23 protein-coding genes and 1 pseudogene are annotated in these 23,159 nt (G+C 67.7%); 11 read left to right on the top strand and 13 right to left on the bottom strand.

The window, feature by feature from the left end; translation table 11 throughout:
* Positions 1-221: 221 nt before the first annotated feature.
* Together FB600_RS12295 and FB600_RS12290 are read right to left on the bottom strand one after the other, a co-directional pair.
* On the bottom strand, positions 222-680 hold the full coding sequence (locus FB600_RS12295; RefSeq protein ID WP_096748716.1) for a hypothetical protein: 459 nt from the start codon (positions 678-680) through the stop codon (positions 222-224).
* A 237-nt stretch (positions 681-917) separates the two neighbouring features.
* The gene (locus tag FB600_RS12290; RefSeq protein ID WP_025097611.1) at positions 918-1,208 is read right to left on the bottom strand and encodes a PsiF family protein; all 291 of its coding nucleotides are present in this window, start codon (positions 1,206-1,208) and stop codon (positions 918-920) included.
* 214 nt (positions 1,209-1,422) lie between these two features.
* On the opposite strand from FB600_RS12290, the gene FB600_RS12285 reads away from it, so the two are divergent.
* Entirely contained in the window at positions 1,423-2,454 is a 1,032-nt protein-coding gene (locus FB600_RS12285; RefSeq protein ID WP_098153934.1) for an asparaginase, read from the top strand.
* A 341-nt stretch (positions 2,455-2,795) separates the two neighbouring features.
* Here FB600_RS12285 and FB600_RS12280 read toward each other — a convergent pair whose 3' ends face one another.
* The 3 genes from FB600_RS12280 to gcl all read right to left on the bottom strand — a co-directional run bounded on the left by FB600_RS12280 (position 2,796) and on the right by gcl (position 6,377).
* A complete protein-coding gene (locus FB600_RS12280; protein ID WP_096748718.1) occupies positions 2,796-3,683 on the bottom strand; it encodes a 2-hydroxy-3-oxopropionate reductase in 888 nt (295 codons plus the stop codon).
* Positions 3,684-3,718: 35 nt separating this feature from the next.
* The gene (hyi, locus tag FB600_RS12275) at positions 3,719-4,516 is read right to left on the bottom strand and encodes a hydroxypyruvate isomerase (RefSeq protein ID WP_098181861.1); all 798 of its coding nucleotides are present in this window, start codon (positions 4,514-4,516) and stop codon (positions 3,719-3,721) included.
* Positions 4,517-4,601: 85 nt separating this feature from the next.
* On the bottom strand, positions 4,602-6,377 hold the full coding sequence (gcl, locus tag FB600_RS12270) for a glyoxylate carboligase (RefSeq protein WP_145756767.1): 1,776 nt from the start codon (positions 6,375-6,377) through the stop codon (positions 4,602-4,604).
* Between the two features lie 166 nt (positions 6,378-6,543).
* On the opposite strand from gcl, the gene FB600_RS12265 reads away from it, so the two are divergent.
* The 8 genes from FB600_RS12265 to FB600_RS12220 all read left to right on the top strand — a co-directional run bounded on the left by FB600_RS12265 (position 6,544) and on the right by FB600_RS12220 (position 13,492).
* Positions 6,544-7,455, top strand: coding sequence for a LysR family transcriptional regulator (locus FB600_RS12265; RefSeq protein ID WP_096748721.1), 912 nt, complete (start codon positions 6,544-6,546; stop codon positions 7,453-7,455).
* A 203-nt stretch (positions 7,456-7,658) separates the two neighbouring features.
* Positions 7,659-8,033, top strand: coding sequence for a 30S ribosomal protein S6 (rpsF, locus tag FB600_RS12260; protein ID WP_013698302.1), 375 nt, complete (start codon positions 7,659-7,661; stop codon positions 8,031-8,033).
* Positions 8,034-8,072: 39 nt separating this feature from the next.
* Positions 8,073-8,372, top strand: coding sequence for a primosomal replication protein N (priB, locus tag FB600_RS12255; protein WP_145756768.1), 300 nt, complete (start codon positions 8,073-8,075; stop codon positions 8,370-8,372).
* A gap of 3 nt (positions 8,373-8,375) precedes the next feature.
* Positions 8,376-8,651: a 30S ribosomal protein S18 gene (gene rpsR, locus FB600_RS12250; protein ID WP_006486248.1), complete on the top strand. Its 276-nt coding sequence runs from the start codon at positions 8,376-8,378 to the stop codon at positions 8,649-8,651.
* A 28-nt stretch (positions 8,652-8,679) separates the two neighbouring features.
* Entirely contained in the window at positions 8,680-9,132 is a 453-nt protein-coding gene (rplI, locus tag FB600_RS12245; protein WP_036041092.1) for a 50S ribosomal protein L9, read from the top strand.
* A 151-nt stretch (positions 9,133-9,283) separates the two neighbouring features.
* Positions 9,284-11,707: a replicative DNA helicase gene (gene dnaB, locus FB600_RS12235; protein ID WP_096748722.1), complete on the top strand. Its 2,424-nt coding sequence runs from the start codon at positions 9,284-9,286 to the stop codon at positions 11,705-11,707.
* Positions 11,708-11,844: 137 nt separating this feature from the next.
* Entirely contained in the window at positions 11,845-12,471 is a 627-nt protein-coding gene (locus tag FB600_RS12225) for a DUF47 domain-containing protein (protein ID WP_013698298.1), read from the top strand.
* A 10-nt stretch (positions 12,472-12,481) separates the two neighbouring features.
* On the top strand, positions 12,482-13,492 hold the full coding sequence (locus FB600_RS12220) for an inorganic phosphate transporter (RefSeq protein ID WP_047836527.1): 1,011 nt from the start codon (positions 12,482-12,484) through the stop codon (positions 13,490-13,492).
* A gap of 105 nt (positions 13,493-13,597) precedes the next feature.
* Here the strand turns inward: FB600_RS12220 and FB600_RS12215 are convergent, their stop codons facing one another.
* Genes FB600_RS12215 through FB600_RS12200 form a run of 4 tightly spaced genes read right to left on the bottom strand, consistent with a single transcriptional unit; the run spans position 13,598 to position 17,100 of the window.
* Positions 13,598-14,887: an NAD(P)/FAD-dependent oxidoreductase gene (locus FB600_RS12215; protein WP_145756769.1), complete on the bottom strand. Its 1,290-nt coding sequence runs from the start codon at positions 14,885-14,887 to the stop codon at positions 13,598-13,600.
* Entirely contained in the window at positions 14,884-15,636 is a 753-nt protein-coding gene (locus FB600_RS12210) for an amino acid ABC transporter ATP-binding protein (protein ID WP_036051275.1), read from the bottom strand. The genes FB600_RS12215 and FB600_RS12210 overlap by 4 nt, the downstream gene beginning before the upstream one ends.
* Entirely contained in the window at positions 15,633-16,289 is a 657-nt protein-coding gene (locus tag FB600_RS12205) for an amino acid ABC transporter permease (protein WP_098153938.1), read from the bottom strand. The genes FB600_RS12210 and FB600_RS12205 overlap by 4 nt, the downstream gene beginning before the upstream one ends.
* A 34-nt stretch (positions 16,290-16,323) precedes the next feature.
* Positions 16,324-17,100 carry an ABC transporter substrate-binding protein gene (locus FB600_RS12200; RefSeq protein WP_047836524.1) on the bottom strand — a complete coding sequence of 259 codons (777 nt, stop codon included), beginning with the start codon at positions 17,098-17,100 and terminating at the stop codon, positions 16,324-16,326.
* A 154-nt stretch (positions 17,101-17,254) separates the two neighbouring features.
* Here FB600_RS12200 and FB600_RS12195 point away from each other — a divergent pair, with 154 nt between their 5' ends.
* Positions 17,255-18,070: an IclR family transcriptional regulator gene (locus FB600_RS12195; RefSeq protein WP_013698292.1), complete on the top strand. Its 816-nt coding sequence runs from the start codon at positions 17,255-17,257 to the stop codon at positions 18,068-18,070.
* Between the two features lie 72 nt (positions 18,071-18,142).
* Here FB600_RS12195 and FB600_RS12190 read toward each other — a convergent pair whose 3' ends face one another.
* Both FB600_RS12190 and FB600_RS12185 read right to left on the bottom strand, forming a co-directional pair.
* Positions 18,143-19,294, bottom strand: coding sequence for a C40 family peptidase (locus FB600_RS12190; protein WP_096748724.1), 1,152 nt, complete (start codon positions 19,292-19,294; stop codon positions 18,143-18,145).
* Between the two features lie 267 nt (positions 19,295-19,561).
* Positions 19,562-21,379: a PhoH family protein gene (locus tag FB600_RS12185; protein ID WP_096748725.1), complete on the bottom strand. Its 1,818-nt coding sequence runs from the start codon at positions 21,377-21,379 to the stop codon at positions 19,562-19,564.
* On the opposite strand from FB600_RS12185, the pseudogene FB600_RS38070 reads away from it, so the two are divergent.
* Positions 21,275-21,516 (top strand): annotated as a pseudogene (locus FB600_RS38070) (hypothetical protein); the annotation flags it as partial. The gene FB600_RS12185 and the pseudogene FB600_RS38070 sit on opposite strands and share 105 nt — an antisense overlap.
* Positions 21,517-21,713: 197 nt before the next feature.
* Here FB600_RS38070 and FB600_RS12175 read toward each other — a convergent pair.
* Together FB600_RS12175 and FB600_RS12170 are read right to left on the bottom strand one after the other, a co-directional pair.
* Complete coding sequence (locus tag FB600_RS12175; RefSeq protein WP_025097627.1) at positions 21,714-22,175, bottom strand: peroxiredoxin; 462 nt, start codon at positions 22,173-22,175, stop codon at positions 21,714-21,716.
* A gap of 83 nt (positions 22,176-22,258) precedes the next feature.
* Complete coding sequence (locus FB600_RS12170) at positions 22,259-23,155, bottom strand: polysaccharide deacetylase family protein (RefSeq protein ID WP_145756770.1); 897 nt, start codon at positions 23,153-23,155, stop codon at positions 22,259-22,261.
* Positions 23,156-23,159: the final 4 nt, after the last annotated feature.

Here is a 23,159-nt window from a genome sequence, read left to right as displayed (position 1 = left end):
GCGTCCGGAGTTATATCACAGCGATCTGCGACTTTTTTCGGCATTTAAGTAAAAAAGCGTCAAATCGTTGAAATTCTTTAAATTGCCATTTTCCGAATTGAATCAGTGAATTCCGATTGCCGCTGAAAAGGCTGGGGAAGGGCCTGTCACGGGCCTTCACGGCGGGCCGGCGCGAGGATTTCGGCGGCCGGCGTTTGAATGCGCCGCAACATGGAGCGTGCTTAATGCGCGGGCGCGGGGGGATCGACGGGCGGCGCCGGGGCGCGGCCCAGCGCGCGCCGCAACAGGCCGATCAGCGCGCCGCAGGCGAGCAGCAACGCGGCCGGTGCCACCCAGTAGCCGATCAGCGCATGCAGCAGGTAGATGGCCAGCGTATGGCGTCGCATCGCGTAGTCGGCCCGCGCGTCCTGCCGGCGCGCGGCATTGGCGGCCAGCACCTCGGCCGGGCAGCCGGCCGCGCGGGCGTCATCGGGCGTGCCGCGGCAACGCGTGGCGAGGCCGGCGGCCTGCTGCGCATCGCCGAGCTGCCAGGTGTCGAGCGCGCGTTCGAGTTCGGCGCGGTTGTAGGCCGATTCGTCCTGAATCTCGCGCACCGCGACGATCGCGACCGGCACGGCCCAGAACACCACCACGATCAACCAGCGACGGATCCAGCGACGACGTCTGCTCGTGCTTGCCATGCTTGTCTCCAGGCTTGCCCGTTCGATGCGCGGGCGTGGCGGGATGGGCGACGCGGGGGCCGGGGGAAAGCGGGCACGGCGGGGCCGCGTGGCGCCCATCCATCATAGGAGAAAATCGAGCCGGCGACGGTGCCGGCCGGGCAGGGCGGCTTGGTGGACGCGCGACGGCGTGGTCCAAAGAAAAATGCCGCGCCTGCGAGCAGCAGGGCGCGGCATCGTGGTGCGGGCGGTGGAGCGTCAGGCCGCCGGCTGGTTCGACAGGCAGCTTTTCATGAAGGCCTTGCGATCGTCGCCCTTCTTGCCCGTCGCCTGCGTGTTGCAGGCCTTCATCTTGTCCTGTTGCGACATCTTGCCGGCCGGCTTGGCGGACAGGCAGTCCTTCATGAAGGCCTTGCGCTCGTCGCCGGACTTGCCGGCCGCCTGCGTGTTGCAGGCCTTCATCTTGTCCTGCTGGCTGTTCGCGGCGAAGGCGGGTGAAGCCAGCATGCCGCCGAGCAGCAGCACGGCCATCAGCGATCGGATTTTCATTGGACACTCCCGTTGGGTAATTGGCCCTGTCGTTGACACCTTGCGACGCGCGGCTGCGACGATCGCCGGGCCATTATGGCAAATCGCCTCGAAAACACCAGAACTACCTCCGCACTAACGCGCGGGGCGGCCGGGGCGTTGACGCGGGCCGCCTGCCGAAGTCGGCGCGCCCGAGTGTGGCCGGCGGCGATTCAGTGCGATTACAATCGCGGCCATGACACATACGACTTCGCCCCCCACCTCTCCGGCCGCGCCGGCCACGCTGCCGCGCATCGCAGTCCTGGCCACCGGCGGCACCATCGCCGGCGCCGCGCCCGACGCCACCAACACCGCCGGCTACCAGGCGGGCGCCCTGGGCCTCGCCTCGCTGCTCGACGCCGTGCCGGCGCTGGCGCGCGTCGCGCAGATCGAGGGCGAGCAGGTGGCCAGCATCGACAGCAAGGATCTCGAGCCGGCGCTGTGGGCCACCCTGGTGCAGCGCATCGAGGCGCTGGCCGCCGATCCGCGCATCGACGGCATCGTGATCACGCACGGCACCGACACGCTGGAGGAAACCGCCGCGCTGCTGCATCTGTGCGTGGCGACCCCCAAGCCGGTGGTGATCACGGCGGCGATGCGCCCGGCCACCGCGCTTTCGCCGGACGGCCCGCTGAACCTGCTGAACGCGGTGACGGTCGCGGCCAGCGCGGCTGCGCGCGGCCGCGGCGTGCTGGTCGCGTTCAACAACAAGATCCACGCCGCGCGCGACGTGGTGAAGACCAGCACCTATGCCGTCGACGCCTTCCAGTCGCCCGAGACCGGGGTGCTCGGCTGGGTGCAGGACGGCCGCGTGGAGTTCGCGCGCGGTATCGTGCGCGATGCGGCCAGCGCGCCGCGCTTCAGTATCGGCGCTTGGCCGGCGGTGGAGATCGTCAGCAGCTACGCGGGGGCTTCGCGCATCGGCGTCGATGCGCTGGTGGCCGCCGGCGTGAAGGGCATCGTGGTGGCGGGCACCGGCAACGGTTCGATCCATGCCACGCTGCAGGCCGCGCTGCAGGAGGCGGCACGCCGCGGCGTGGCGGTGGTGCGCGCCTCGCGCGTCGGCTCGGGCCACGTGATGCGCAACGGCGCGGCCAACGACGAGGCGCTCGGCTTCGTCAGCGCCGGCTCGCTGAACCCGTTCAAGGCGCGCGTGCTGCTGATGCTGGCGCTGGCGGCCGGCATTGACGACGCGGCGCGCCTGCAGGCGGCCTTCGATACGTATTGAGACCGGGCGCGGCTTCGTCGCGAAAAGCAAACGGGCCGCTCGGCCCGTTTTTTCATGATGCGCAGGGAGATCAGGCAGGGGCGGCGCGTGCCGCCCGCTTGCTACGGACTGCTTGAGGATGCGGATCCGACAGGCGGACACCCGACGACGACGTCTGACCGACCAAGGCTTCCCCGGCGTCGCCGGGTGCCGCTGCGGACCCCACCAGCCGCTCTCAGCCCAGAGCGGCCTTCAAACCGCCCGCCGGATCGCTGGATCCGGCGGGCGCCCCACGGTTCGGGCGGCGTGGCCCCCCGTGTCTCGCGCCTGCCTCGGGATTGTCCCCGGCGCTTCTCCTCGGTTTATTTCGCCTCGGCGATCTCGAGGTTCGACATGATCTCGAGCGCGCGCACGATCGCCGAGTGATCCCAGGCCTTGCCGCCATGCGCGGCGCATACGCTGAACAACTGCTGGGCGCTGGCGGTGTGCGGCAGCGCCAGGCCGAGGCGGCGCGCGCCGTCGAGCGCGAGGTTCAGGTCCTTCTGGTGCAGTTCGATGCGAAAGCCGGGGTCGAAGGTGCGCTTGGTCATCCGTTCGCCGTGCAGTTCCAGGATCCGCGAGGCCGCGAAGCCGCCCATCAGGGCGCGGCGCACGCGTTCCGGATCGGCGCCCGAGCGCGCCGCGAACAGCAGCGCCTCGGCCACCGCCTCCAGGTTCAGCGCGACGATGATCTGGTTGGCGACCTTGGTGGTCTGGCCCGCGCCGTTGTCGCCGACCAGCGAGATGTTCCTGCCCATCGCCTCGAACAGCGGCCGGGCGCGTTCGAAGGCTTGCTCCGGGCCGCCGACCATGATGGTCAGCGTCGCGTCGCGCGCGCCCACCTCGCCGCCCGAGACGGGCGCATCGAGGTAGTCGCAGCCGAGCGCGTTGATCTGCCTGGCGAATTCCTGCGTGTCGAGCGGCGAGATCGAGCTCATGTCGATCACCAGCTTGCCGGCCGTCAGCCCCTTGGCCACGCCGTCCTCGGCGAACAGCACGTTGCGCACGTCGGGCGTGTCCGGAACCATCGAGATGATGATCTCGGCGCTGTCGGCCACCGCGCTCGAATTGGCCACCACGCGGGTACGCTCGCGCAGGTCGTCGGGGATCGGGAAGGCGCCGTTGACCACCAGCGAGTGGCCGGCCTTCAGCAGGTTGCGGGCCATGTGCGAGCCCATGATGCCGAGGCCGATGAAACCGATCGTTGCCATGTGTGGATGTCTCCTGAATGAGGGATGGGTGGGGCTCAGGCGTATTCGGCGCTGCGCTGCTTGGCCTCGCGCAGCCAGCCGAGGCCTTCGCGCGTGCCCTTGAGCGGCTTGTACTCGCAGCCGACGTAGCCGTCGTAGCCGAGTTCGTCGAGCAGCGCGAACAGGTAGTCGTAGCGGATCTCGCCAGTGCCGGGCTCGTGGCGGCCGGGATTGTCGGCGAGCTGGACGTGCGCGATCGACGGCAGGTTCGCGCGCAGCGTGGCCGCGAGTTCGCCCTCCATGCGCTGCATGTGATAGACGTCGTACTGCAGGAACAGGTTGTCGGAGCCCACCGCGCGGATCACGTCGAGCGCTTCCGACGAGCGGTTCAGCGCGAAACCCGGGATGTCGAAATGGTTGCAGGGCTCCACCAGCAGGCGGATGCCTTCCTGCTGCAGCGCGCGCGCGGCGAAACGCAGGTTCTCGACGATCGTCACCAGGGTGGTGTCGCGCGGCGCGCTGGCCGAGGGAATCCCCACCAGGCAGTTCAGCTGCGGCACCTGCAGCGCCTTCGCGTAGTCGATCGCGCGGCCCACGCCGTCCTCGAATTCCGCGCGGCGATCGGGCAGGCAGGCGATGCCGCGCTCGCCCTGTTCCCAGTTGCCGGCCGGCAGGTTGTGCAGCACCAGCCTGAGCCGGTTGGCCGCGAGCCGCTCGGCCAGCTCGGCCTTGTCGTAGGGATAGGGGAACAGGAACTCGACGGCGTCGAAGCCGGCCTCGGCGGCCGCCTGGAAGCGGTCGGGGAAGGGCAGCTCGGTAAACAGCATGGTCAGGTTGGCGGCGAATTTCGGCATGGCGATGGAATCCGGTCGGTCAGCTGGGTTGGGGAAGCAGGCGCGCGGCGGGCTGGATCAGGCCGCCGCGCGCCGCGGGGCACGCTCAGTCGAGCAGCGTGATCGCGGTCGGCGCATGTTCGGCGCGTTCGGCCAGCGGCTCGAACTCGTTGATCGCGTCGATCTCGGCGCCCATCGCGATATTGGTGACGCGCTCCAGGATCACCTCGACCACCACCGGCACGCCGAACTCGGCGAGCAACTGCTTGGCCTGCTCGAAGGCCGGCGCGATCTGCTCGGGCTTCGACACGCGCAGCGCCTTGCAGCCGAGGCCCTCGGCCACCGCGACGTGGTCGACGCCGTAGCTGCCGAGCTCGGGCGCGTTGATGTTCTCGAAGGCGAGCTGCACGCAGTAGTCCATGTCGAAGGCGCGCTGTGCCTGGCGGATCAGCCCGAGGTAGGCGTTGTTGACCACCACGTGCACGTAAGGCAGCTTGAACTGCGCGCCCACCGCCAGCTCCTCGATCAGGAACTGGAAGTCGTAGTCGCCCGAGAGCGCCACGATCGGGCGCGACGGGTCGGCCGCGCGCACGCCCAGCGCGGCGGGGATGGTCCAGCCCAGCGGGCCGGCCTGGCCGCAGTTGATCCAGTTGCGCGCCTGGTACACATGCAGGAACTGTGCGCCGGCGATCTGCGACAGGCCGATGGTGCTGACGTAGCAGGTATCGCGGCCGAAGGCCTTGTTCATCTCCTCGTAGACGCGCTGCGGCTTGACCGGCACCTCGTCGAAGTGGGTCTTGCGCTGCAGCGTGCGCTTGCGTTCCTGGCACTCGGCCACCCAGGCGTCGCGCGCCGGGAGCTTGCCGGCCGCCTTCCATTCGCGGGCCACCTCGATGAACAGCTCGAGCGCGGCCTTCGCATCCGAGACGATGCCGAGATCGGGGCCGAACACGCGGCCGATCTGGGTCGGCTCGATATCGACGTGCACGAACTTGCGGCCCTTGGTGTAGACCTCGACGCTGCCGGTATGGCGGTTGGCCCAGCGGTTGCCGATGCCGAGCACGAAGTCCGAGGCGAGCAGGGTGGCGTTGCCGTAGCGATGCGAGGTCTGCAGGCCGACCATGCCCGCCATCAGCGGATGGTCGTCGGCAATCGCGCCCCAGGACATCAGGGTCGGGATCACCGGCACGCCGACCGTCTCGGCGAACTCGACCAGCAGGTCCTCCGCCACCGCGTTCAGCACCCCGCCGCCGGACACGATCAGCGGCCGCTCGGCCGCCGCCAGCATCGCGATCGCGGCCTCGGCCTGCTTGCGCGTGGCCTTGGGCTTGTAGACCGGCAGCGGCTCGTAGGTGTCGATGTCGAACTCGATCTCGGCCAGCTGCACGTCGATCGGCAGGTCGACCAGCACCGGGCCCGGGCGGCCCGAGCGCATCAGGTGGAAGGCCTGCTGGAACACGCGCGGCACCAGGGCCGGCTCGCGCACCGTGACCGCCCACTTGGTGACCGGCTTGGCGATCGATTCGATGTCGACCGCCTGGAAGTCTTCCTTGTAGAGCCGCGCGCGCGGCGCCTGGCCGGTGATCGCGAGGATCGGGATCGAATCGGCCCAGGCCGAGTAGAGGCCGGTGATCATGTCGGTGCCGGCCGGCCCCGAGGTGCCGATGCACACGCCGATATTGCCGGGCGCGGCGCGCGTGTAGCCCTCGGCCATGTGCGAGGCGCCTTCCACGTGCCGCGCCAGCACGTGGCCGATCGCGCCCGAGCGGCGCAGCGCCGAGTAGAACGGGTTGATGGCGGCACCGGGAACGCCGAAGGCGGTCTGGATGCCTTCCTTCTCGAGCACCAGGACGGCGGCGTCGACGGCTCTCATCTTGGCCATGCATGTCTCCTTGGGAATGGCGGATCACGTAGTCGGAGACACTTTATGGTTGCGTGAAAGCTTTGATAAGATCGGCTCTCGTCGCTTATTTCGAAACTAAAAGTATCGAATCGCGGCTGCGCCCAGGCGCGGCGGTGCTTCGAGGCACAAGGAGGCAGGCAGGCGCATGGACCGCTTCAAGCAGATCGAAACCTTCGTGAAGGTGGCCGATGCCGGCAGCCTGGCCGCGGCGGCGCTGGAGGAAGGCGTCTCGCCGGTGGTGCTGGGCCGGCGCATCGACGCGCTGGAAAAGCGCCTGGGCGTGAAGCTGATGTACCGCTCGACGCGGCGGCTGGTGGTCAGCGAGGAAGGCGCGGCCTTCCTGGAGCGCTGCCGCGGCCTGCTGGGCGACTGGGACCAGGCCGAGAACGAGCTGGCGGCCGGGCGCCGCGCCGTCAACGGGCACCTGATCGTGTCGGCGCCGGCCGCCTTCGGCCGCAAGCACGTCGCGCCGCTCGCGCCGGAGTTCATCGCCGACAAGCCGGACCTGCAACTGTCCTTCAACCTGACCGACCGCGTGGTCGATCTGGTGCGCGAGGGTTACGACCTGTCGATCCGGATCGGCGGCGCGGTCGACCCGAACTTCGTGGCGGTCAAGCTGGCCACCAATCGCCGCGTGGTGTGCGGCACGCCCGAGTATTTCCGCCGCCATGGCCGCCCGAAGTCGCTCGACGACCTGCTGCGCCACAACTGCCTGGCCTTCAACCTGCAAGGGGGCCAGAACCGCGGCTGGTATTTCCGGCGCAACGGCAAGCTGGTGACGATCCGCGTGGCCGGCAATCTCGACTGCAACGACGGCGAGCTGCTGCACCGCTGGGCCTCGGAAGGGCGCGGGCTGGGCTGGCGCTCGACCTGGGAGATCGCGCGCCAGCTCGAGACCGGCGAGCTGGAGACCGTGCTCGACGAATTCGCGCTGCCGGACTACGACATCCTCGCGGTCTACCCGCAGCAGCGCTACGTCCCGGCCCGCGTGCGCTACTTCATCGACTACCTGCGCGAGGTCTATGCGCGGCCCGGCTACTGGGGCGGCATGCCCTGAGGCGGCGGTTCGGGGCCGGATCGGCGGCCCGGTAGCGGGCCCAGAGCGGGCCAGGAACCTCAAGTCGTTGAAAACATGGCCGATTCGCGCCACGAAAGCAGGGAAACCATTGCGTGCGTCCCTCATTCGGGTTATGATCTTCGGCTTCTCACTTGCCACACCGGTTCCGACGCCCGGGTGGCTTCAATCCACAAGGAGTGTGTATGCGTCATTACGAAATCGTCTTTATCGTGCACCCCGATCAGAGCGAGCAAGTGCCCGCCATGATCGAGCGTTACAAGTCCACGATCACCACGCGCGGCGGCCAGATCCACCGCGTCGAGGACTGGGGCCGTCGTCAACTGGCCTACATGATCGAGAAACTCGCCAAGGCTCACTACGTCTGCCTGAACATCGAGTGCGACCAGGCTACGCTCGACGAACTCGAACACGCGTTCAAGTTCAACGACGCGGTGCTGCGTCACCTCATCGTCAAGATGAAGAAGGCCGAAACCGGCCCGTCGCCGATGATGAAGGAAGTTCAGCGCGAAGAAGCCAAGAAGGCGGCTGCTGCCCAGCCGACCGAAGCGCAGGCTTAAGACTCACAAGGTCAAGCCACCAAGGATCGCGTCAACCCCGTGAACAGGCTGCAACTGACGGCAAGCGTCGTCGAGCGACAGGTGGTGCGCTACACCCCCGCCGGCGTTCCGATCGCGAGCTGCACCTTGCAACACCGCACGGAGGTCGTCGAGGCAGGCATCCGCCGACAGGTCGAAATGACGATCGAGGCGATGGCGGCCGGCGAGGCCAGCGGCAAGCTGGAAGCCTGCGAGATGGGCGTCGAGACGCTCTTCACCGGTTTCCTGGCGAAAAAGAGCCGCAACGCGCGAACCCTGGTGTTTCACATCACAGCATTGCAGGACATAGGAAAGGACTGAATCATGCCCCGTCCCACTGGCAAGAAATTCGACAAGCGTCGTCAGCAACAAAACCCGCTCTTCAAGCGCAAGAAGTTCTGCCGCTTCACGGCAGCCGGCGTCGAGCAGATCGACTACAAGGACACGGAAACGCTGAAGGACTTCATCGGCGAAAACGGCAAGATCACGCCGGCGCGTCTGACGGGTACCAAGGCGCACTACCAGCGCCAGCTCGACACGGCAATCAAGCGTGCGCGTTTCCTCGCGCTGCTGCCGTACACGGATCAGCACAAGGCCTAAGGCCAGCGACGCAATAAGGAGAATTCGAATGCAAATCATTCTGTTGGAAAAAGTCGCGAACCTGGGCAACCTCGGCGACATCGTCAAGGTCAAGGACGGCTACGCACGCAACTTCCTGATCCCGAATCGCAAGGCTCGCCGCGCGACCAAGGACGCGATCGCTGAATTCGAAGTCCGCCGCGCGGAACTCGAGAAGGTCGCCGCCGAGAAGCTGGCCGCCTCGCAGGCCATCGGCGAGAAGCTGGCTGGCCAGTCGTTCGAGATCACGCAGAAGTCGGGCGTCGACGGCCGTCTGTTCGGCTCGGTGACGAACGGCGACATCGCCGAACTGCTCAAGAAGGCAGGCTACGACGTCGAGAAGGCGCAAGTGCGCCTGCCGGAAGGCCCGCTGAAGATGATCGGCGAGCACGGCGTGCAAGTCGCGCTGCACACGGACGTCGTCGTCGACGTCACGATCAACGTGATCGGCGACCACGCCTAAGCGTCACGTCGTTCAGGCGCGGGCAGCCTCCATCGCCCCGCGCCGTGAAAGGGCAGGGTCCGGGAAACCGGCCCTGCCTTTTTTGTTTTCCGCCGCATTTCATCCGCCCGACGCTGGCGCCCCCCCTCGCATTTCGCGATAATCCCAAGCCATGAACGCGCCGCAAGATCCCCAACTCGAATCGCTGAAAGTCCCGCCGCACTCGGTCGAGGCCGAGCAATCGGTGCTGGGCGGCCTCCTGCTCGACAACGCAGCCTGGGACCGCATCGCCGACTTTCTGTCGCAACAGGATTTCTACCGCTACGATCACCGGCTGATCTACGAGCACATCGGCCGGCTGATTGCCGGCACGCGCCCGGCCGACGTGGTGACTGTCTACGAGGCGCTGGTCACGGCCGGCAAGGCCGACGACGTGGGCGGCCTGGCCTACCTGAACGCGCTGGCGCAGAACACGCCGAGCGCGGCCAATATCCGTCGCTACGCGGAAATCGTGCGCGATCGCGCGGTGCTGCGCCGGCTGGTGTCGGTGGCCGACGAGATTTCCGCCGACGCCTTCAATCCGCAGGGCAAGGAAATCCGCCAACTGCTCGACGAGGCCGAGTCGAAGGTGTTCTCGATCGCCGAGGACGGCGCGCGCGGCACCCAGGGCTTCCTGGAGATCGGGCCGCTGCTGACCCAGGTGGTGGAGCGGATCGACACGCTGTATCACACGGCCAATCCGAGCGACGTGACCGGCACGCCGACCGGTTTTGTCGACCTGGACCGGATGACCTCGGGGATGCATGGCGGGGAATTGATCATCGTGGCCGGCCGGCCGTCGATGGGCAAGGCGCAGCCGCTCGATGCCCGCGTCAAGACATTGACCGGCTGGAAGGCGATGGGCGAATTGCGGGTGGGCGACATGCTCGCCTCGATCGACGGCAGGCCTTCCTTCGTCACCGGCCGTTATCCGCAGGGCGAACGCCAGGTGCATCGCGTGCGCTTCTCCGACGGCCGCTCGACCGAGTGCTGCGACGAGCACCTCTGGCGCGTCCATTACCGCGGCTGGGACAAGCCGCGCGTGCTGAACACGGCCGAGATCCGCAGCCTGCTGGCGCGCCAGCGCTATCGCAACCGGCTGTGGATCGACCTGCACGAAGGGGAATTCGGGCGCGCCGAGCCCTTGCCGGTCGATGGCTGGGTGCTGGGCGCCTTGCTCGGCGACGGCGCGCCGGGCGGCACGGCAGTGCGCTTCATCGTGAAGGCCGAGGCGACCCTGGCGCGGATGCGCGAGCGCGTCGACGCCTGCCTCGAACTCGAGCACGGCGGCCAATACGATTGGCGCATCGAGCGCCGGGCAGCCGGCGGCGAGATCGAGCGGCCGCCCGTCGATCCGCTCGAGGAGGCGCTCGAGGCGCTGGGCCTGTGGGGCTGCACGAGCCGTGACAAGTTCATTCCGCGCGCCTACCTGGACGCCGAGAAATCGGTGCGCCTGGACCTGCTGCGCGGCCTGCTCGATACCGACGGCTGGGTCGAGTCCTGGGGCACGGTCCGTTATTCGACGGCGAGCCCGCAACTGGCGCGCGACGTCTGCGAACTGGCGCGTTCGCTCGGCGCCTGGTGCTCGATCGGCGAGAAGGCGACCGCCCATACCTGTCAGGGCGAGCGTTGCGACGGCGTGACGGCCTATGTCTGCACCATCAGCCACCCTGATCCGCAGAGCCTGTTCCTGTTCGAGGGCAAGCGCGAGCGCCTGGCTGCAGGTCGCACGCGGCGCAAGATGCCGGTGATCGTCTCGATCGAGCCGACCCGTGTCACGCAAACGCAGTGCATCTCGGTCTCGCATCCGACCCGGCTGTATATCACGGACGACTACGTCGTCACGCACAACACCGCCTTCTCGATGAACATCGGCGAATACGTGGCCGTTGAATACGGCCTGCCGGTGGCGGTGTTCTCGATGGAAATGCCGGGCAGCCAGCTGGTGATGCGTATGCTCGGCTCGGTCGGGCGGCTCGACCAGCATCGCATGCGCACCGGGCGGCTGACCGACGAGGATTGGCCGAAGCTCACGCACGCGGTGCAGAAGATGAGCGAGGCGCAGCTCTTCATCGACGAGACCGGCGGCCTGAACCCGATGGAGCTGCGCTCGCGTGCGCGACGCCTGGCGCGACAATGCGGCAAGCTCGGCCTGATCGTGGTCGACTACCTGCAGCTGATGACGGGTTCCTCGCAGGGCGAGAACCGGGCCACGGAAATCTCCGAAATCTCGCGGTCGCTGAAGAGTCTGGCCAAGGAACTCGACGTGCCGGTGATCGCGCTCTCGCAGCTCAACCGCGGCCTGGAGCAGCGGCCCAACAAGCGCCCGGTGATGTCCGACTTGCGCGAATCGGGCGCAATCGAACAGGATGCGGACGTGATCCTGTTCATCTACCGCGACGAAGTGTACAACCCGGACAGCCCCGACAAGGGCACCGCCGAGATCATCATCGGCAAGCAGCGTAACGGCCCGATCGGCTCGGTTCGGCTCACGTTCCTGGGGCCTTACACGAAGTTCGATAATTTTGCCGGTTCGCAGCATTTCCAGAGCGACTAAGCCCCGCTTGTAAAGCCCTGGGCCGCGAAGCGTTGTATCTCGTCGCAGCCCAGGCGATCGCTTCATCCGTATTTCCGGGAAACGGTACAATGACGCCGCTTTTTATGACAGTCATTTGACAAACACCCGGAAAATTCATGTTCGGTCGATTCATGCCCACCGAGGGCAAGTTTTTCGAAATCTTCAATTCGCACGCGAACTTCATCGTGGCCGGCGGCCGCGAGCTCGAATTGCTGATCGACAATCTCGCCGATGCCGAGATCCACAAGCAGAAGGTCCAGTCCGCGGAAAAATCCGCCGACAAGCTCACCCATGAAGCGATCGACCTGCTGCACAAGACCTTCATCACGCCGCTCGACCGCGACGAAATCCACAAGCTGATCACCACCATGGACGACATCCTCGACCTGATGGAGGACGTCGCCACGGCCGTGTCGCTGTACGACGTGCGTGCCGTCACGTCCGAGGCCAGCCAGCTCGCGCACATCGTGCTCGAATCGGCCCAGCACGTGCAGGCCGCCGTGGCGCTGCTGTCCGACATGAAGCAGTCGGCGCGGATCCTCAAGGCCTGCGAGGAAATCGATCGCTGGGAGTCGGAGGCGGATCGCGTGCTGCGCTCGGCCATGTCCAAGCTGTTCCGCGAGGAAAACGACGTCAAGAACCTGATCAAGCTGAAGGCGGTCTACGAGCTGCTCGAGGAGATCACCGACAAGTGCGAGGACGTCGCGAACATCATCGAAGGCATCGTGCTGGAAAACGCCTGAGCCCGACACGATGCATTCGATACAACTCGCCATCTGGGCCGTCGCGACGCTGGTACTGGTCGCGCTCGTGTTCGACTTCATGAACGGTTTCCACGACGCGGCGAACTCGATCGCCACCGTCGTGTCGACCGGCGTGCTCAAGCCGCAACAGGCCGTCGCCTTCGCCGCGATGTTCAACGTCATCGCCTATTTCGTGTTCCACCTGAAGGTCGCGCAGACGGTCGGCAAGGGCACCATCGATCCCTCCATCGTCGATCACTACGTGGTGTTCGGCGCGCTGGTGGGCGCCATCGGCTGGAACATCATCACCTGGTACTACGGCATCCCCTCGAGCTCCTCGCATGCGCTGATCGGCGGCCTGGTCGGCGCGGCGGTGGCCAAGTCGGGCTGGGGCTCGCTGAACCTCGACGGGCTGATGAAGACGGTCGCCTTCATCTTCATCTCGCCGCTGCTCGGCTTCGTGCTCGGCTCGTTGTTCATGCTCGGCGTGTCATGGCTGTATTTCCGTACGCCGCCCAGCAAGGTCGACCGGCGCTTCCGGCGCCTGCAATTGGTGTCGGCCGGGCTCTACAGCCTGGGTCACGGCGGCAACGACGCGCAGAAGACCATCGGCATGATCTGGATGCTGCTGATCGCCACCGGCTATGCCTCGACCACGGCCGATGCGCCGCCGGTCTGGGTGATCGCCGCCTGCTACCTGTCGATGGGCCTGGGCACGCTGTTCGGCGGCTGGCGGATCGTGCGCACGATGGGGCAGAAGATCACCAAGCTCAAGCCGGTCGGTGGTTTCTGCGCCGAGCTGGGTGGCGCGCTGACGCTGTTCTCTGCGTCCTGGATGGGGATCCCGGTCTCCACCACGCATACCATCACCGGCGCGATCGTCGGGGTGGGTGCCACCCGCAAGCTCTCGGCTGTGCGCTGGGGCGTGGCCGGCAATATCATCTGGGCCTGGGTGCTGACGATCCCGGCCTCGGCGCTGATCGCCGCGGCCGGCTGGTGGGTCGGGCACCGCGTGTTCTGATCCCGGCACGAGGCGGCACGCCGCCGCCTCGCTCCGCAAAAACGAAGCGCCGCGAGCCGAAAGGCCGCGGCGCTTCGTTTTGGGCGCGCGAGAAGTGCGCGTTGCTCAGGACAGCGCGTCGAGCAGCGCGTACCAGGCGACGCCGGCGCTGATATAGAGCCGCTGCAGCGCATGCAGCGGAATCGGCCGGATCGGCGCGGGCGCGAGCGGCAGCTCGGGGGCGCTGCCGTCGATCGCGTCGGCGAGATGTCGGCCCAGCGTGGTGGCCAGCGCGATGCCGCGGCCGTTGTAGCCGAGCGCGATGGTCAGGCCCGGCGCCGGGCGATGCAGGTGCGGCAGGAAATCGCGGGTGATCGCGATCCGTCCCGCCCAGCGATAGTCGTAGCCGATGCCGCGCAGCTGCGGAAACATCAGGGCCGCCGCGCGTTCGAGATGGGCCCAGTCGGCGGCGGTGCCCGGTTCACGGAACGGCCCGCGCCCGCCCATCAGCAGGCGGCCCGAGGCGTCCTTGCGGAAATACAGCAGCAGGCGCCGCGAATCGGAAGCCACCTCGCCGCCGGGCAGGATGCCGCGGCCGATCTCGTCGGGCAGCGGCGCGGTCGCGACGATGAAGCTGTTGGCCGCGATGATCGACTGCCGCAGCCCCGGCCACAGGCCGTCGGTATAACCATTGGTCGCGATCAGCACCTGGGCGGCGCGGATCGTCGCGCCCTGCGCGGTGCGCAGGCGCCAGCCGGCGCCCTCGCGCTCGAGGCCGAGCACGGGTGTGCCGCCATGCAGGATCGCGCCGGCGCGCTGCGCGGCGCGCGCCAGCCCGCGCGCGTAGGCGAGCGGCTGCACGCTGCCGGCGCGCCGGTCGATCCAGCCGCCGATGAAGGCGCGGGTGCCGAGCCTGGCCGCCACCTGCTCGCCGTCGAGCAGTTCGACCGGCGCGCCGCGGCGTTCCCATTGCCGCGCGCGTGCCTGCAGGGTCGGCAGGAGCCGCGTCGAATGGGTCGGCTGGACCCAGCCGGCCCGCACCGCGTCGCAGGCGATGCCATGGCGGGCGATCAGGTCGAACACGGTATCGGCGCCGCCGCCGGCCATTTCGATCAGGGCATGGCCGTTGCGCTCGCCGAAGCGGCGCAGCAGTTCGTCGGGATCGTACTTGAGGCCGGGGATCACCTGGCCGCCGTTGCGGCCCGAGGCGCCCCAGCCGGGTTCATGCGCATCGACCACGCGCACCGCGATGCCGCGCTCGGCCAGGTGCAGCGCGCTCGACAACCCCGTGTAGCCGGCGCCGACGATCGCGACGTCGGTCACCACCGATTCGGCCAGCGGCGGCGCGTCGACGCCGGGCGGCGCGGTGGCGGCCCACAGCGAGGGCGGCAGGGACGCAGCGAAGGAGGCGCTCATGTCGCGGACACGGTGGAGGAATGAGGATCGAGCATGCGGCGCAGGAAATCGCGCGTGCGCGGATGCCGTGGATTGCCGAGCACCTCGGCGGCGGCACCCGCCTCGCAGATCCGGCCGTCGTGCAGGAAGGCGACGCGATCGGCGACCTCGCGCGCGAAACCCATCTCGTGCGTGACCACGATCATCGTCATGCCGTCGGCGGCCAGCTGACGCATCACGCCGAGCACCTCGCCGACCAGCTCGGGATCGAGCGCCGAGGTGGGCTCGTCGAACAGGATCGCGCGCGGCTGCATGGCCAGGGCCCGCGCGATCGCGACGCGCTGCTGCTGGCCGCCCGAGAGCTGCGACGGATAGGCATCGGCGCGATGCGCGAGGCCGACCTTGTCGAGCAGCCGGCGCGCGCGTTCGAGGGCTGCCGCGCGGGATTCCTTCTTGACGTGGACCGGACCCTCCAGCACGTTTTCCAGCGCGCTGCGATGCGGGAACAGGTTGAAGCGCTGGAACACCATGCCGACCTGCGTGCGCAGCGCGTGGATGGTGGGCGAGGCGGGATCCACGCGCTGGCCGTCGATGGCGATGCTGCCGCCCTGGTGCGTCTCCAGCCCGTTGATGCAGCGAAGCAGGGTCGACTTGCCCGAGCCGGACGGCCCGATCAGGCAGACCACCTCACCCGCGCTGACTTCCAGGCTCACGCCCTTGAGCACCTCGGTCTCGCCGAAGCGCTTGTGCAGATCGTCGATGCGGATCATCGCGCCCCCTTCAGGCCGAGGCGGCGTTCGAGCCTGCGCAGGCTCCAGACCAGCGGCAGGCTCAGCGCCAGGTAGAGCAGGGCCACCAGCGTGTAGACGGTCATGTTCTGGAAGGTCGAGGAGGCGATCAACTGGCCGGCGCGCGTCATTTCCGCGACCGTGATGGTTGAGGCCAGCGAGGAATCCTTCAGCATCATCACCAGCGTGTTGCCGTAGGGCGGCAGCGCGATGCGGAAGGCCTGCGGCAGCACCACGCGGCGCATGATCATCGCGCCGCGCATGCCGATCGACTGCGCGGCCTCGATCTGGCCGCGGTCGATGGCCTCGATGCCGGCCCGGAAGTTCTCGGCCTGGTAGGCCGAGTAGGCGATGCCCAGGCCGATGCAGCCGGCCTGGAAGGCCGATAGCTGCACGCCGAGATCGGGCAGCACGAAGTAGATGTAGAACAACTGGACGATGATCGGCAGCCCGCGGATCACGTTGATCACGGCGGCCGCGCCGCCCGACAGCAGGCGGTTCGGCGAGACCCGCATCAAGGCGAAGGCGAGGCCGATCAGCGTGCTCAGCACGAACGAGCAGACGGTGATCTCGACCGTGACGATCGCGCCCTTGAGCAGGATCGGCAGGAAGTCGAGCAGGCTCTGCAGGGACATGGCGAACTCTCCTTGGACGCGACGCGCGGGCGCGTCACTCGACCTGCCATTTCTTGACGATCTGGTTCAGCGTGCCGTCGGCCTTGATCTTGCGGATGCCCTCGTTGAGCTTGTCGAGCGTGTCGCGATCGCCCTTGCGCACCACGAAGCAGACCTGGCCGAGCACCGAAGGCTGGTAGCCCTCGACCAGGCGGATCTTCGGGTTGGGATTCTTCTGCAACTGGTAGGCGAGGATCGGGCGATCGCCGAAGCCGGCCTGGATGCGGCCCAGCGCGACGTCGCGCAGGATGTCGGCGACCGAATCGTAGGTGCGCACCTCCTTGAAGATGCCCTTCTTGTTCAGCGCGTCGACGAAGGCCGTGCCGACCTGGGCGCCCACCACGGCGCCCTTCAGGTCGTCCATCGAGCTGTACTTGCCGGTGTCGCTGGCGGGCACCACCAGCCCCTCGCCGTAGGAATAGACCGTGTCCGAGAAGTCGACCACCTGCTGGCGCGCCGGCGTCTTCAGCATGGCGGCCGAGATGATGTCGATCTTCCTGGTGGTCAGCGAGGGGATCAGGGCGGCGAAGGTGGTCTGCTCGATCTTCACGTCGAAGCCGGCGGCGTGGCCGGTGGCGCTGATCGCGTCGACCAGCAGGCCCTGGATCGAGTTGCTCTTCACGTCGAGGAAGGTGAAGGGCACGCCGGTGGCGGTGGCGCCCACCGTGTAGACGGGCGGCGCGGCCTGGGCCGAAAGGGGCGCGACGGCGGCGGCCAGCGGGGCGAGCGCGCAGGCCAGGACGAGGGCGAAGCGTTTGGCGAACTGAAACATGGGATTGCCTCCTGTGCGGAAGACCGGCCGGTCAGAAATCGATGAACACCTACCGAGTCATGATATTCGAGTCAAAAATATCGATGAAAGATTTTTGCGTATCGATATTCGATATGATATCGTCGATGCCACATGATGACCATTGGGCGTTTCCATGAGTGAGTCCGACCGGACGCCGGCCGCCGAGGGCGGCGAGGCCAGCAGCGATGCGCTGTTCAACCAGTCGCTGGAGAAGGGCATCGCGGTGCTGCGCGCGTTCGGCGCCCAGCGCCGCTCGATGAGCCTGCAGGAGGTCGCCGACGCGACCGCGATCACCAAGAGTTCGGCGCAGCGGATGATCTACACGCTGGAGCGGCTCGGCTACGTGCGCAAGCATCCGCGCACGCGCCGCTACCAGCTCACGCCGCGCGTGATGCAGATCGGCTTCAGCTACCTGTCGGCGGACATGCTGATCGACGTGGCCAATCCGTTCCTCTCGGAACTGACCAACGTGACCGGCGAAACCACCAACCTGACCGAGCCCGACGGCACGGATATGGTCTACGTCGCACGTTTTGTCTGTACCAAGTTCGTGCCGATCCACATGCCGATCGGCAGCCGCATCCCGATGTACTGCACGGCTTCGGGGCGTGCTTATCTGGGCGCGTTGCCCGAGCCGGAGGCGCATGCGCTGCTGCTCGCCAGCGAGCGCGTGGCGCATACGCAGTACACCGTCACCGAGATCGCGCCTATCGAGGCGCTGCTCGGCCAGGCGCGGCTGCGTGGTTATGCCTCGAATCGCGAGGAGCTGTTCATCGGCGACATGACGATCGCGGCGCCCGTGTTCGACGGCGAGCGGCGGCCGGTCGGTTCGGTGCACGTGGTCGCGCCGTCGAGCCGCTGGAGCATCGAGGAAGCCGAGCGCCGGCTCGCGCCGGCCGTGATCGACTGCGCGCGCGGCGTGTCGAATTCGATCCGGACGCTGGCCTGAGCCAAGCGCCCTGGATGGGGGAAGGGAAGTCGGCGATGGCGGCCGTGAGCCGCCCGCTTGAAAGCGATGGGCTCAGTAGCTGCCGTTGGCGAAGCGCGCGATCGGATCGTCGCCGCTGCCGGGGAGGTTGCCGGACGCGGTCGAGGCGCGGATGATCCGCACGCCTTCGGGCGCTGCCGAGCGGGCCTGCTGGGCAGCGGCGCGGGCGGTTGGCGGGGGGGGCTCGAAGGCATCGGCCGCGGCGTCGATCGGATCCGGCGCGCGGTTCGCTGCCGTTGAGCTTGCCGTTGCCGTGACGGGCGGCGAAGAGAGCGGCGCATATTGCGGCGCGGCCATGGTGGTGTCGACCTCGGGCGCGCGTGGCGTCACCGCCGCGGTGGTGGCGCCGGCCGCGCGGGCCTGCTGCTGCGCGGCCGACAGCGCGGACGGCGGCGGCTCGAACTGATCCTCGCCGGCGGCGGCCGCGAGGCGCGGCGGCGGCGCGGCATCGATGGCTGTCGTCGTGGTCGCGATGGGGGCGGCAGTCGCCTGAATCGGCGTCGGCGCGACACGTGCCGGCCTGCTTTCCGCGCGCGCCGCGGCATAAACGGGCGCGGCGGCCGGCGCCGCCTGCGGTACCGGTGCCGGATCGGGTTGGCGATTGTCGGCCTCGTAGGTCGGCGTGTCGAACGGCGCCGGCGCGTGACGTGCCGGCGCGACGCGCCGGATACCGTCGAAATGCTTGGCCCAATACGGGTTTGTCAGGTAGTCGAGCCGCACCGTGCCGCCCGTCGAGGGCGCATTCACGAAGCGCAGCTTGCCGACGTAGATGCCGACGTGGGAATGCGGGCGGCCGGTGGTGTTGAAGAACACCAGGTCGCCGGGGGCGATCTCGTCGGGTTCGATCGATTCGCCGCGCGTGCTCATTTCCGCGGTGGTGCGCGGCAGCGAGACGTTGGCCGCGCGCGACACGATATAGCGAACCAGCCCGCTGCAGTCGAAGCCGCTGTCCGGCGTATTACCGCCCCAGCGATAGGGGATGCCGACCAGGCTCATGGCCTGGATCGGGATTTCCTCGCGGCCGATGCTGTGATCGACGAAGTTCGGGAAGCCGCGCGGCGGCGCGTAGGCGCGCGGCGTGGTGATGCGCGGGGCGGTGCCGGTGCGCGTCGACGACTGCTGCGGCGCGGTCGAGCACGCGGCGAGCAGGGAAACGACGACGACGGACAGCCAGATTCGCAGCATTGGAAGAGGGCAGGCGCCGGATGAGGCGCCTATCGTATGACCACGGGTAAAGCGGATGGTAGTCGCTCCGGCGCGGCTTCGGCAAGAATTCTTCATGAATGACATGAGAAGTTGCCCGATTTTCGAGCAGCGCATTGGAGTTTTTGCGCAAAAACCCTGGCCCCAAATGCCTCATGGTGAAATATGGGGGTGAATCAAACGCCGCTGCCACCATGAAAAAAGCGCTCCCGAGGGAGCGCTTTGGGGTGCCGCCGAGCGAAACGCCGCTCAGAGGATGTCGGACGCGTAGTCGGCCAGCCGCGAGCGTTCGCCACGCGCGAGCGTGACGTGGCCGCTGTGGCCCCAGCCCTTGAAGCGGTCGACCACGTAGGTCAAGCCCGAGCTGCCCTCGGTGAGGTAGGGCGTGTCGATCTGCGCGATATTGCCGAGGCAGACGATCTTGGTGCCGGGGCCCGCGCGCGTGACCAGCGTCTTCATCTGCTTGGGCGTGAGGTTCTGCGCCTCGTCGATGATCAGATACTTGTCGACGAAGGTGCGACCGCGCATGAAGTTCATGCTCTTGACCTTCAGGCGCGAGCGGATCAGCTCCTGGGTGGCCGCGCGGCCCCATTCGCCAGCCGCGTCGTCGGTCTTCTGCAGCACTTCCAGGTTGTCGTCGAAGGCGCCCATCCAGGGCTGCATCTTTTCTTCCTCGGTACCGGGCAGGAAGCCGATGTCCTCGCCGACCGGTACCGTCGCGCGCGTCACGATGATCTCGTTGTAGCGCTTGTCGTCGAGCACCTGGGCCAGGCCCGCGGCCAGCGCGACCAGGGTCTTGCCGGTACCGGCCTGGCCGAGCAGCGTGACGAAGTCGATCTCCGGGTTCATCAGCAGGTTCAGCGCGAAGTTCTGCTCGCGGTTGCGCGCCACGATGCCCCACACGTTGTTCTTGTGGTGGCTGTAGTCGCGCAGCGTCTGCAGCAGCGCCGTCTTGCCGTTGAGCTCGCGCACGATCGCATGGAAGGTCGGCTCGCCGTTCTGCGGCTCGAGGAACACGAACTCGTTGACCAGCATCGAGGCGACCATCGGGCCCGTCACGCGGTAGTAGGTGGTGCCCGTCTTGGTGTCCTGCCAGCTCTCCATGCCCTTGGCATGCTTGGTCCAGAAGTCCTGCGGCAGCTCGCGCACGCCCGAGTACAGCAGGTCGGTGTCCTCGAGCACCTGATCGTTGAAGTAGTCCTCGGCGGGCAGGCCCAGCGCGTGGGCCTTGATCCGCATGTTGATGTCCTTCGACACCAGCACCACCAGGCGGTCGCTGCGTTCGCGCTGCAGCGCGCGCACCACGCCGAGGATCTGGTTGTCGGCCTTGCCTTGCGGCAGGCCCTCGACCGGCTCGATATCGTTGAGCGTGGTCTGGAAGTACAGGCGGCCGACCGCTTCGCGGCTGCCCAGGCGCGACAGCGGAATGCCGGCCGTGATCGGGCCGCCGTCGGCCACCAGCGCGTCGAGCGTGCGGCTGACCTGGCGCGCGTTGCGCGCCACTTCGGACATGCCCTTCTTGTGGTTGTCGAGCTCCTCCAACGTCATCATCGGCAGATAGACGTCGTGCTCCTCGAAGCGGAACAGGCTGCTCGGGTCGTGCATCAGCACGTTGGTGTCGAGCACGAACAGCTTCTGCTGCTCGTGCGCGGCGGCCTTGCGTCCGCGCGTGGTCTTGCCGGCCTCGCGCGCCGGGGCGGCGTTGGTCGCGGGCGCGCGGCCGGCGGGTGCCTCGGCGCGGGCGACCGGCGCCGCTGGGGCGGTGGGCGCGGCCGCCGGGGTCGGTACCGGCGTGAGCAGGGCGGCGGTCTGCCTGGACTTGCGGCTGCGGGCCGGCGCCGGTGCGCTGGCGGGCGCGGCGCTGTCGACCGCGTGCAGCGCGGCCGGTGTGTTGGCGGCGGCGGCCATCGGTTCGGCGACGCTGGTGCTGGCGTAGTCGGCCGCGGCGGCGCTGGCCGTGTCCCCTTCGGCGGCGCGTTTCGCGGTCTTGGCCGGACGCGCTTTCACCTTGTATTCGTCGGGCGGCAGCAGACTGCCGAGCTTGCTGGGGGGAGTAGGCAAAGGCATGGTGTCCCTCGAGAGGAATCGTGTCGCTTGGGGTGCGCCGCGGTTCGCATCCTGTCACGCGAGGCGTGCAGTTTGCGCGCGGTGGCGCACAGGAGTATCAAATCGCCGGTTCGCCTAGTTTTCGGTCAGCTCCTTGATGGGAAGAGACGCGGCGGGCGCAGCGTGCCGCAAAAGACCATGAAAAAAGCCGCTGCCCCCGAACAGGGACAAGCGGCTCGGCTTCTTGCTGCGTAGCACTGCGCGTCACGGGCCAACGAAACTCGCGCCGACCGACTGCGCAGCTACGAAAAAGGGTGGACTGACGGGCATTCATTGCGGCCCAATATAACCCGCCTCAAAGCGCTTGTACAGCGCCGAGCACCTCGTCGACGTGGCCCGGCACCTTGATGCCGCGCCACTCGCGGCGCAGTACCCCGTCGCCGTCGATCAGGAAGGTCGAGCGCTCGATGCCGCGCACTTCCTTGCCATACATTTTCTTCAATTTCATGACACCGAACATCGCGCAGAGCGTTTCATCGGGGTCCGAGATCAAGGGGAAGGGCAGCTCCAGCTTGGCCTTGAAATTGTCGTGCGAGCGCAGGCTATCGCGCGAGACGCCGACGATCTCGGCGCCGGCCTTCTTGAACTTCGGGTACAGATCGCGGAACTGCAAACCTTCGGTGGTGCAGCCCGGCGTATTGTCCTTCGGGTAGAAATACAGCACGAGCTTCTTGCCGTTCAGCGCCGACAGCGTGAAATCGCCGCCGGTCGCCGGTGCGGTGAAATCGGGAATTTGACGGTCGATTTCGACGGACACGGGATTCTCCTGTTGTTATCGGCGGCACGACGCTTCGTCGTGCCGGACATAGGCGGGAAAGAGGACGGCGCGCTGGCTGGCGATCAGTCGGGCTGGACGATCAGTTCGCCGGAGCGGCCGGGGATCTCGCCCCACGTGACAGGGTACGATGGCAGCGAGTCGAGGTCCAGCGCGGCATGATAGTCGCCCATCGTCGCGAAGGTGTGACCCTGGGCGCGCCAGCCGGCCAGCAGTTGCTCGAATACCGGCGCGAGCTTCTGGCCTTCGAGCTCGGCATGCAGCGTGAACACCTGGTCGTGCGGATTGTGCTCGGTGCGCGCCAGCAGATGGGCGGCGACGTTCGATTCGTCGATGCCGTCGATGCCGAGCACCTCGTCGAGCGTCGGCAGGGTGGTGGGCAACTGCACGTGGTTCAATGTGCGGCCCGCCAGTACCGGGCGATACGGCCCGTGGCCACGACCGTCGGAGGCGTAGCGCATGCCCCAGGCGTCGATCTGCTCGAAGGCGGCCGGGTTCATCTGCCAGCCGGCCGCGCCGTGCGTGACGGGCGGCGCACCGAAGATCTCGATGAAGCGCGCGTGGCTCTTGCCCATCTCGCGGGCCGTCCACTCGCGCTCGCGGCTGCGCACGTTGTCCTGCCAGTAGACGTGATCCCAGGTGTGGATGCCGCATTCGAAGCCGGCCTCGTGGATCGCGCGCATCTCGCCCACGGTGCGGCGCCCGATGTCGGGCCCCGGCAGCAGCACGCCGTACATCAGCTGGCGGATCCCGTAATGCTCGACCACCGAGGTGCGCGAGACCTTCTTCAGGAAGCCGGGCCGCAGCACGCGGCGCATCGCCCAGCCGGTGTGATCGGGGCCGAGGCTGAACAGGAAGGTCGCGCGCGCGGCATGGCGATCGAAGATGCGCGCCAGATTCGGCACGCCCTCGCGCGTGCCGCGCAGCGTATCGACGTCGATCTTGAGGACGATGCGGGCCAAGGCG

This window comes from Burkholderia sp. SJZ089 (assembly GCF_007828315.1).
Taxonomy (GTDB): Bacteria; Pseudomonadota; Gammaproteobacteria; order Burkholderiales; family Burkholderiaceae; genus Burkholderia; species Burkholderia gladioli.
The sequence above is the reverse complement of the archived record's forward strand: the minus strand, read 5'-3'. Positions and strand labels throughout refer to the sequence as shown.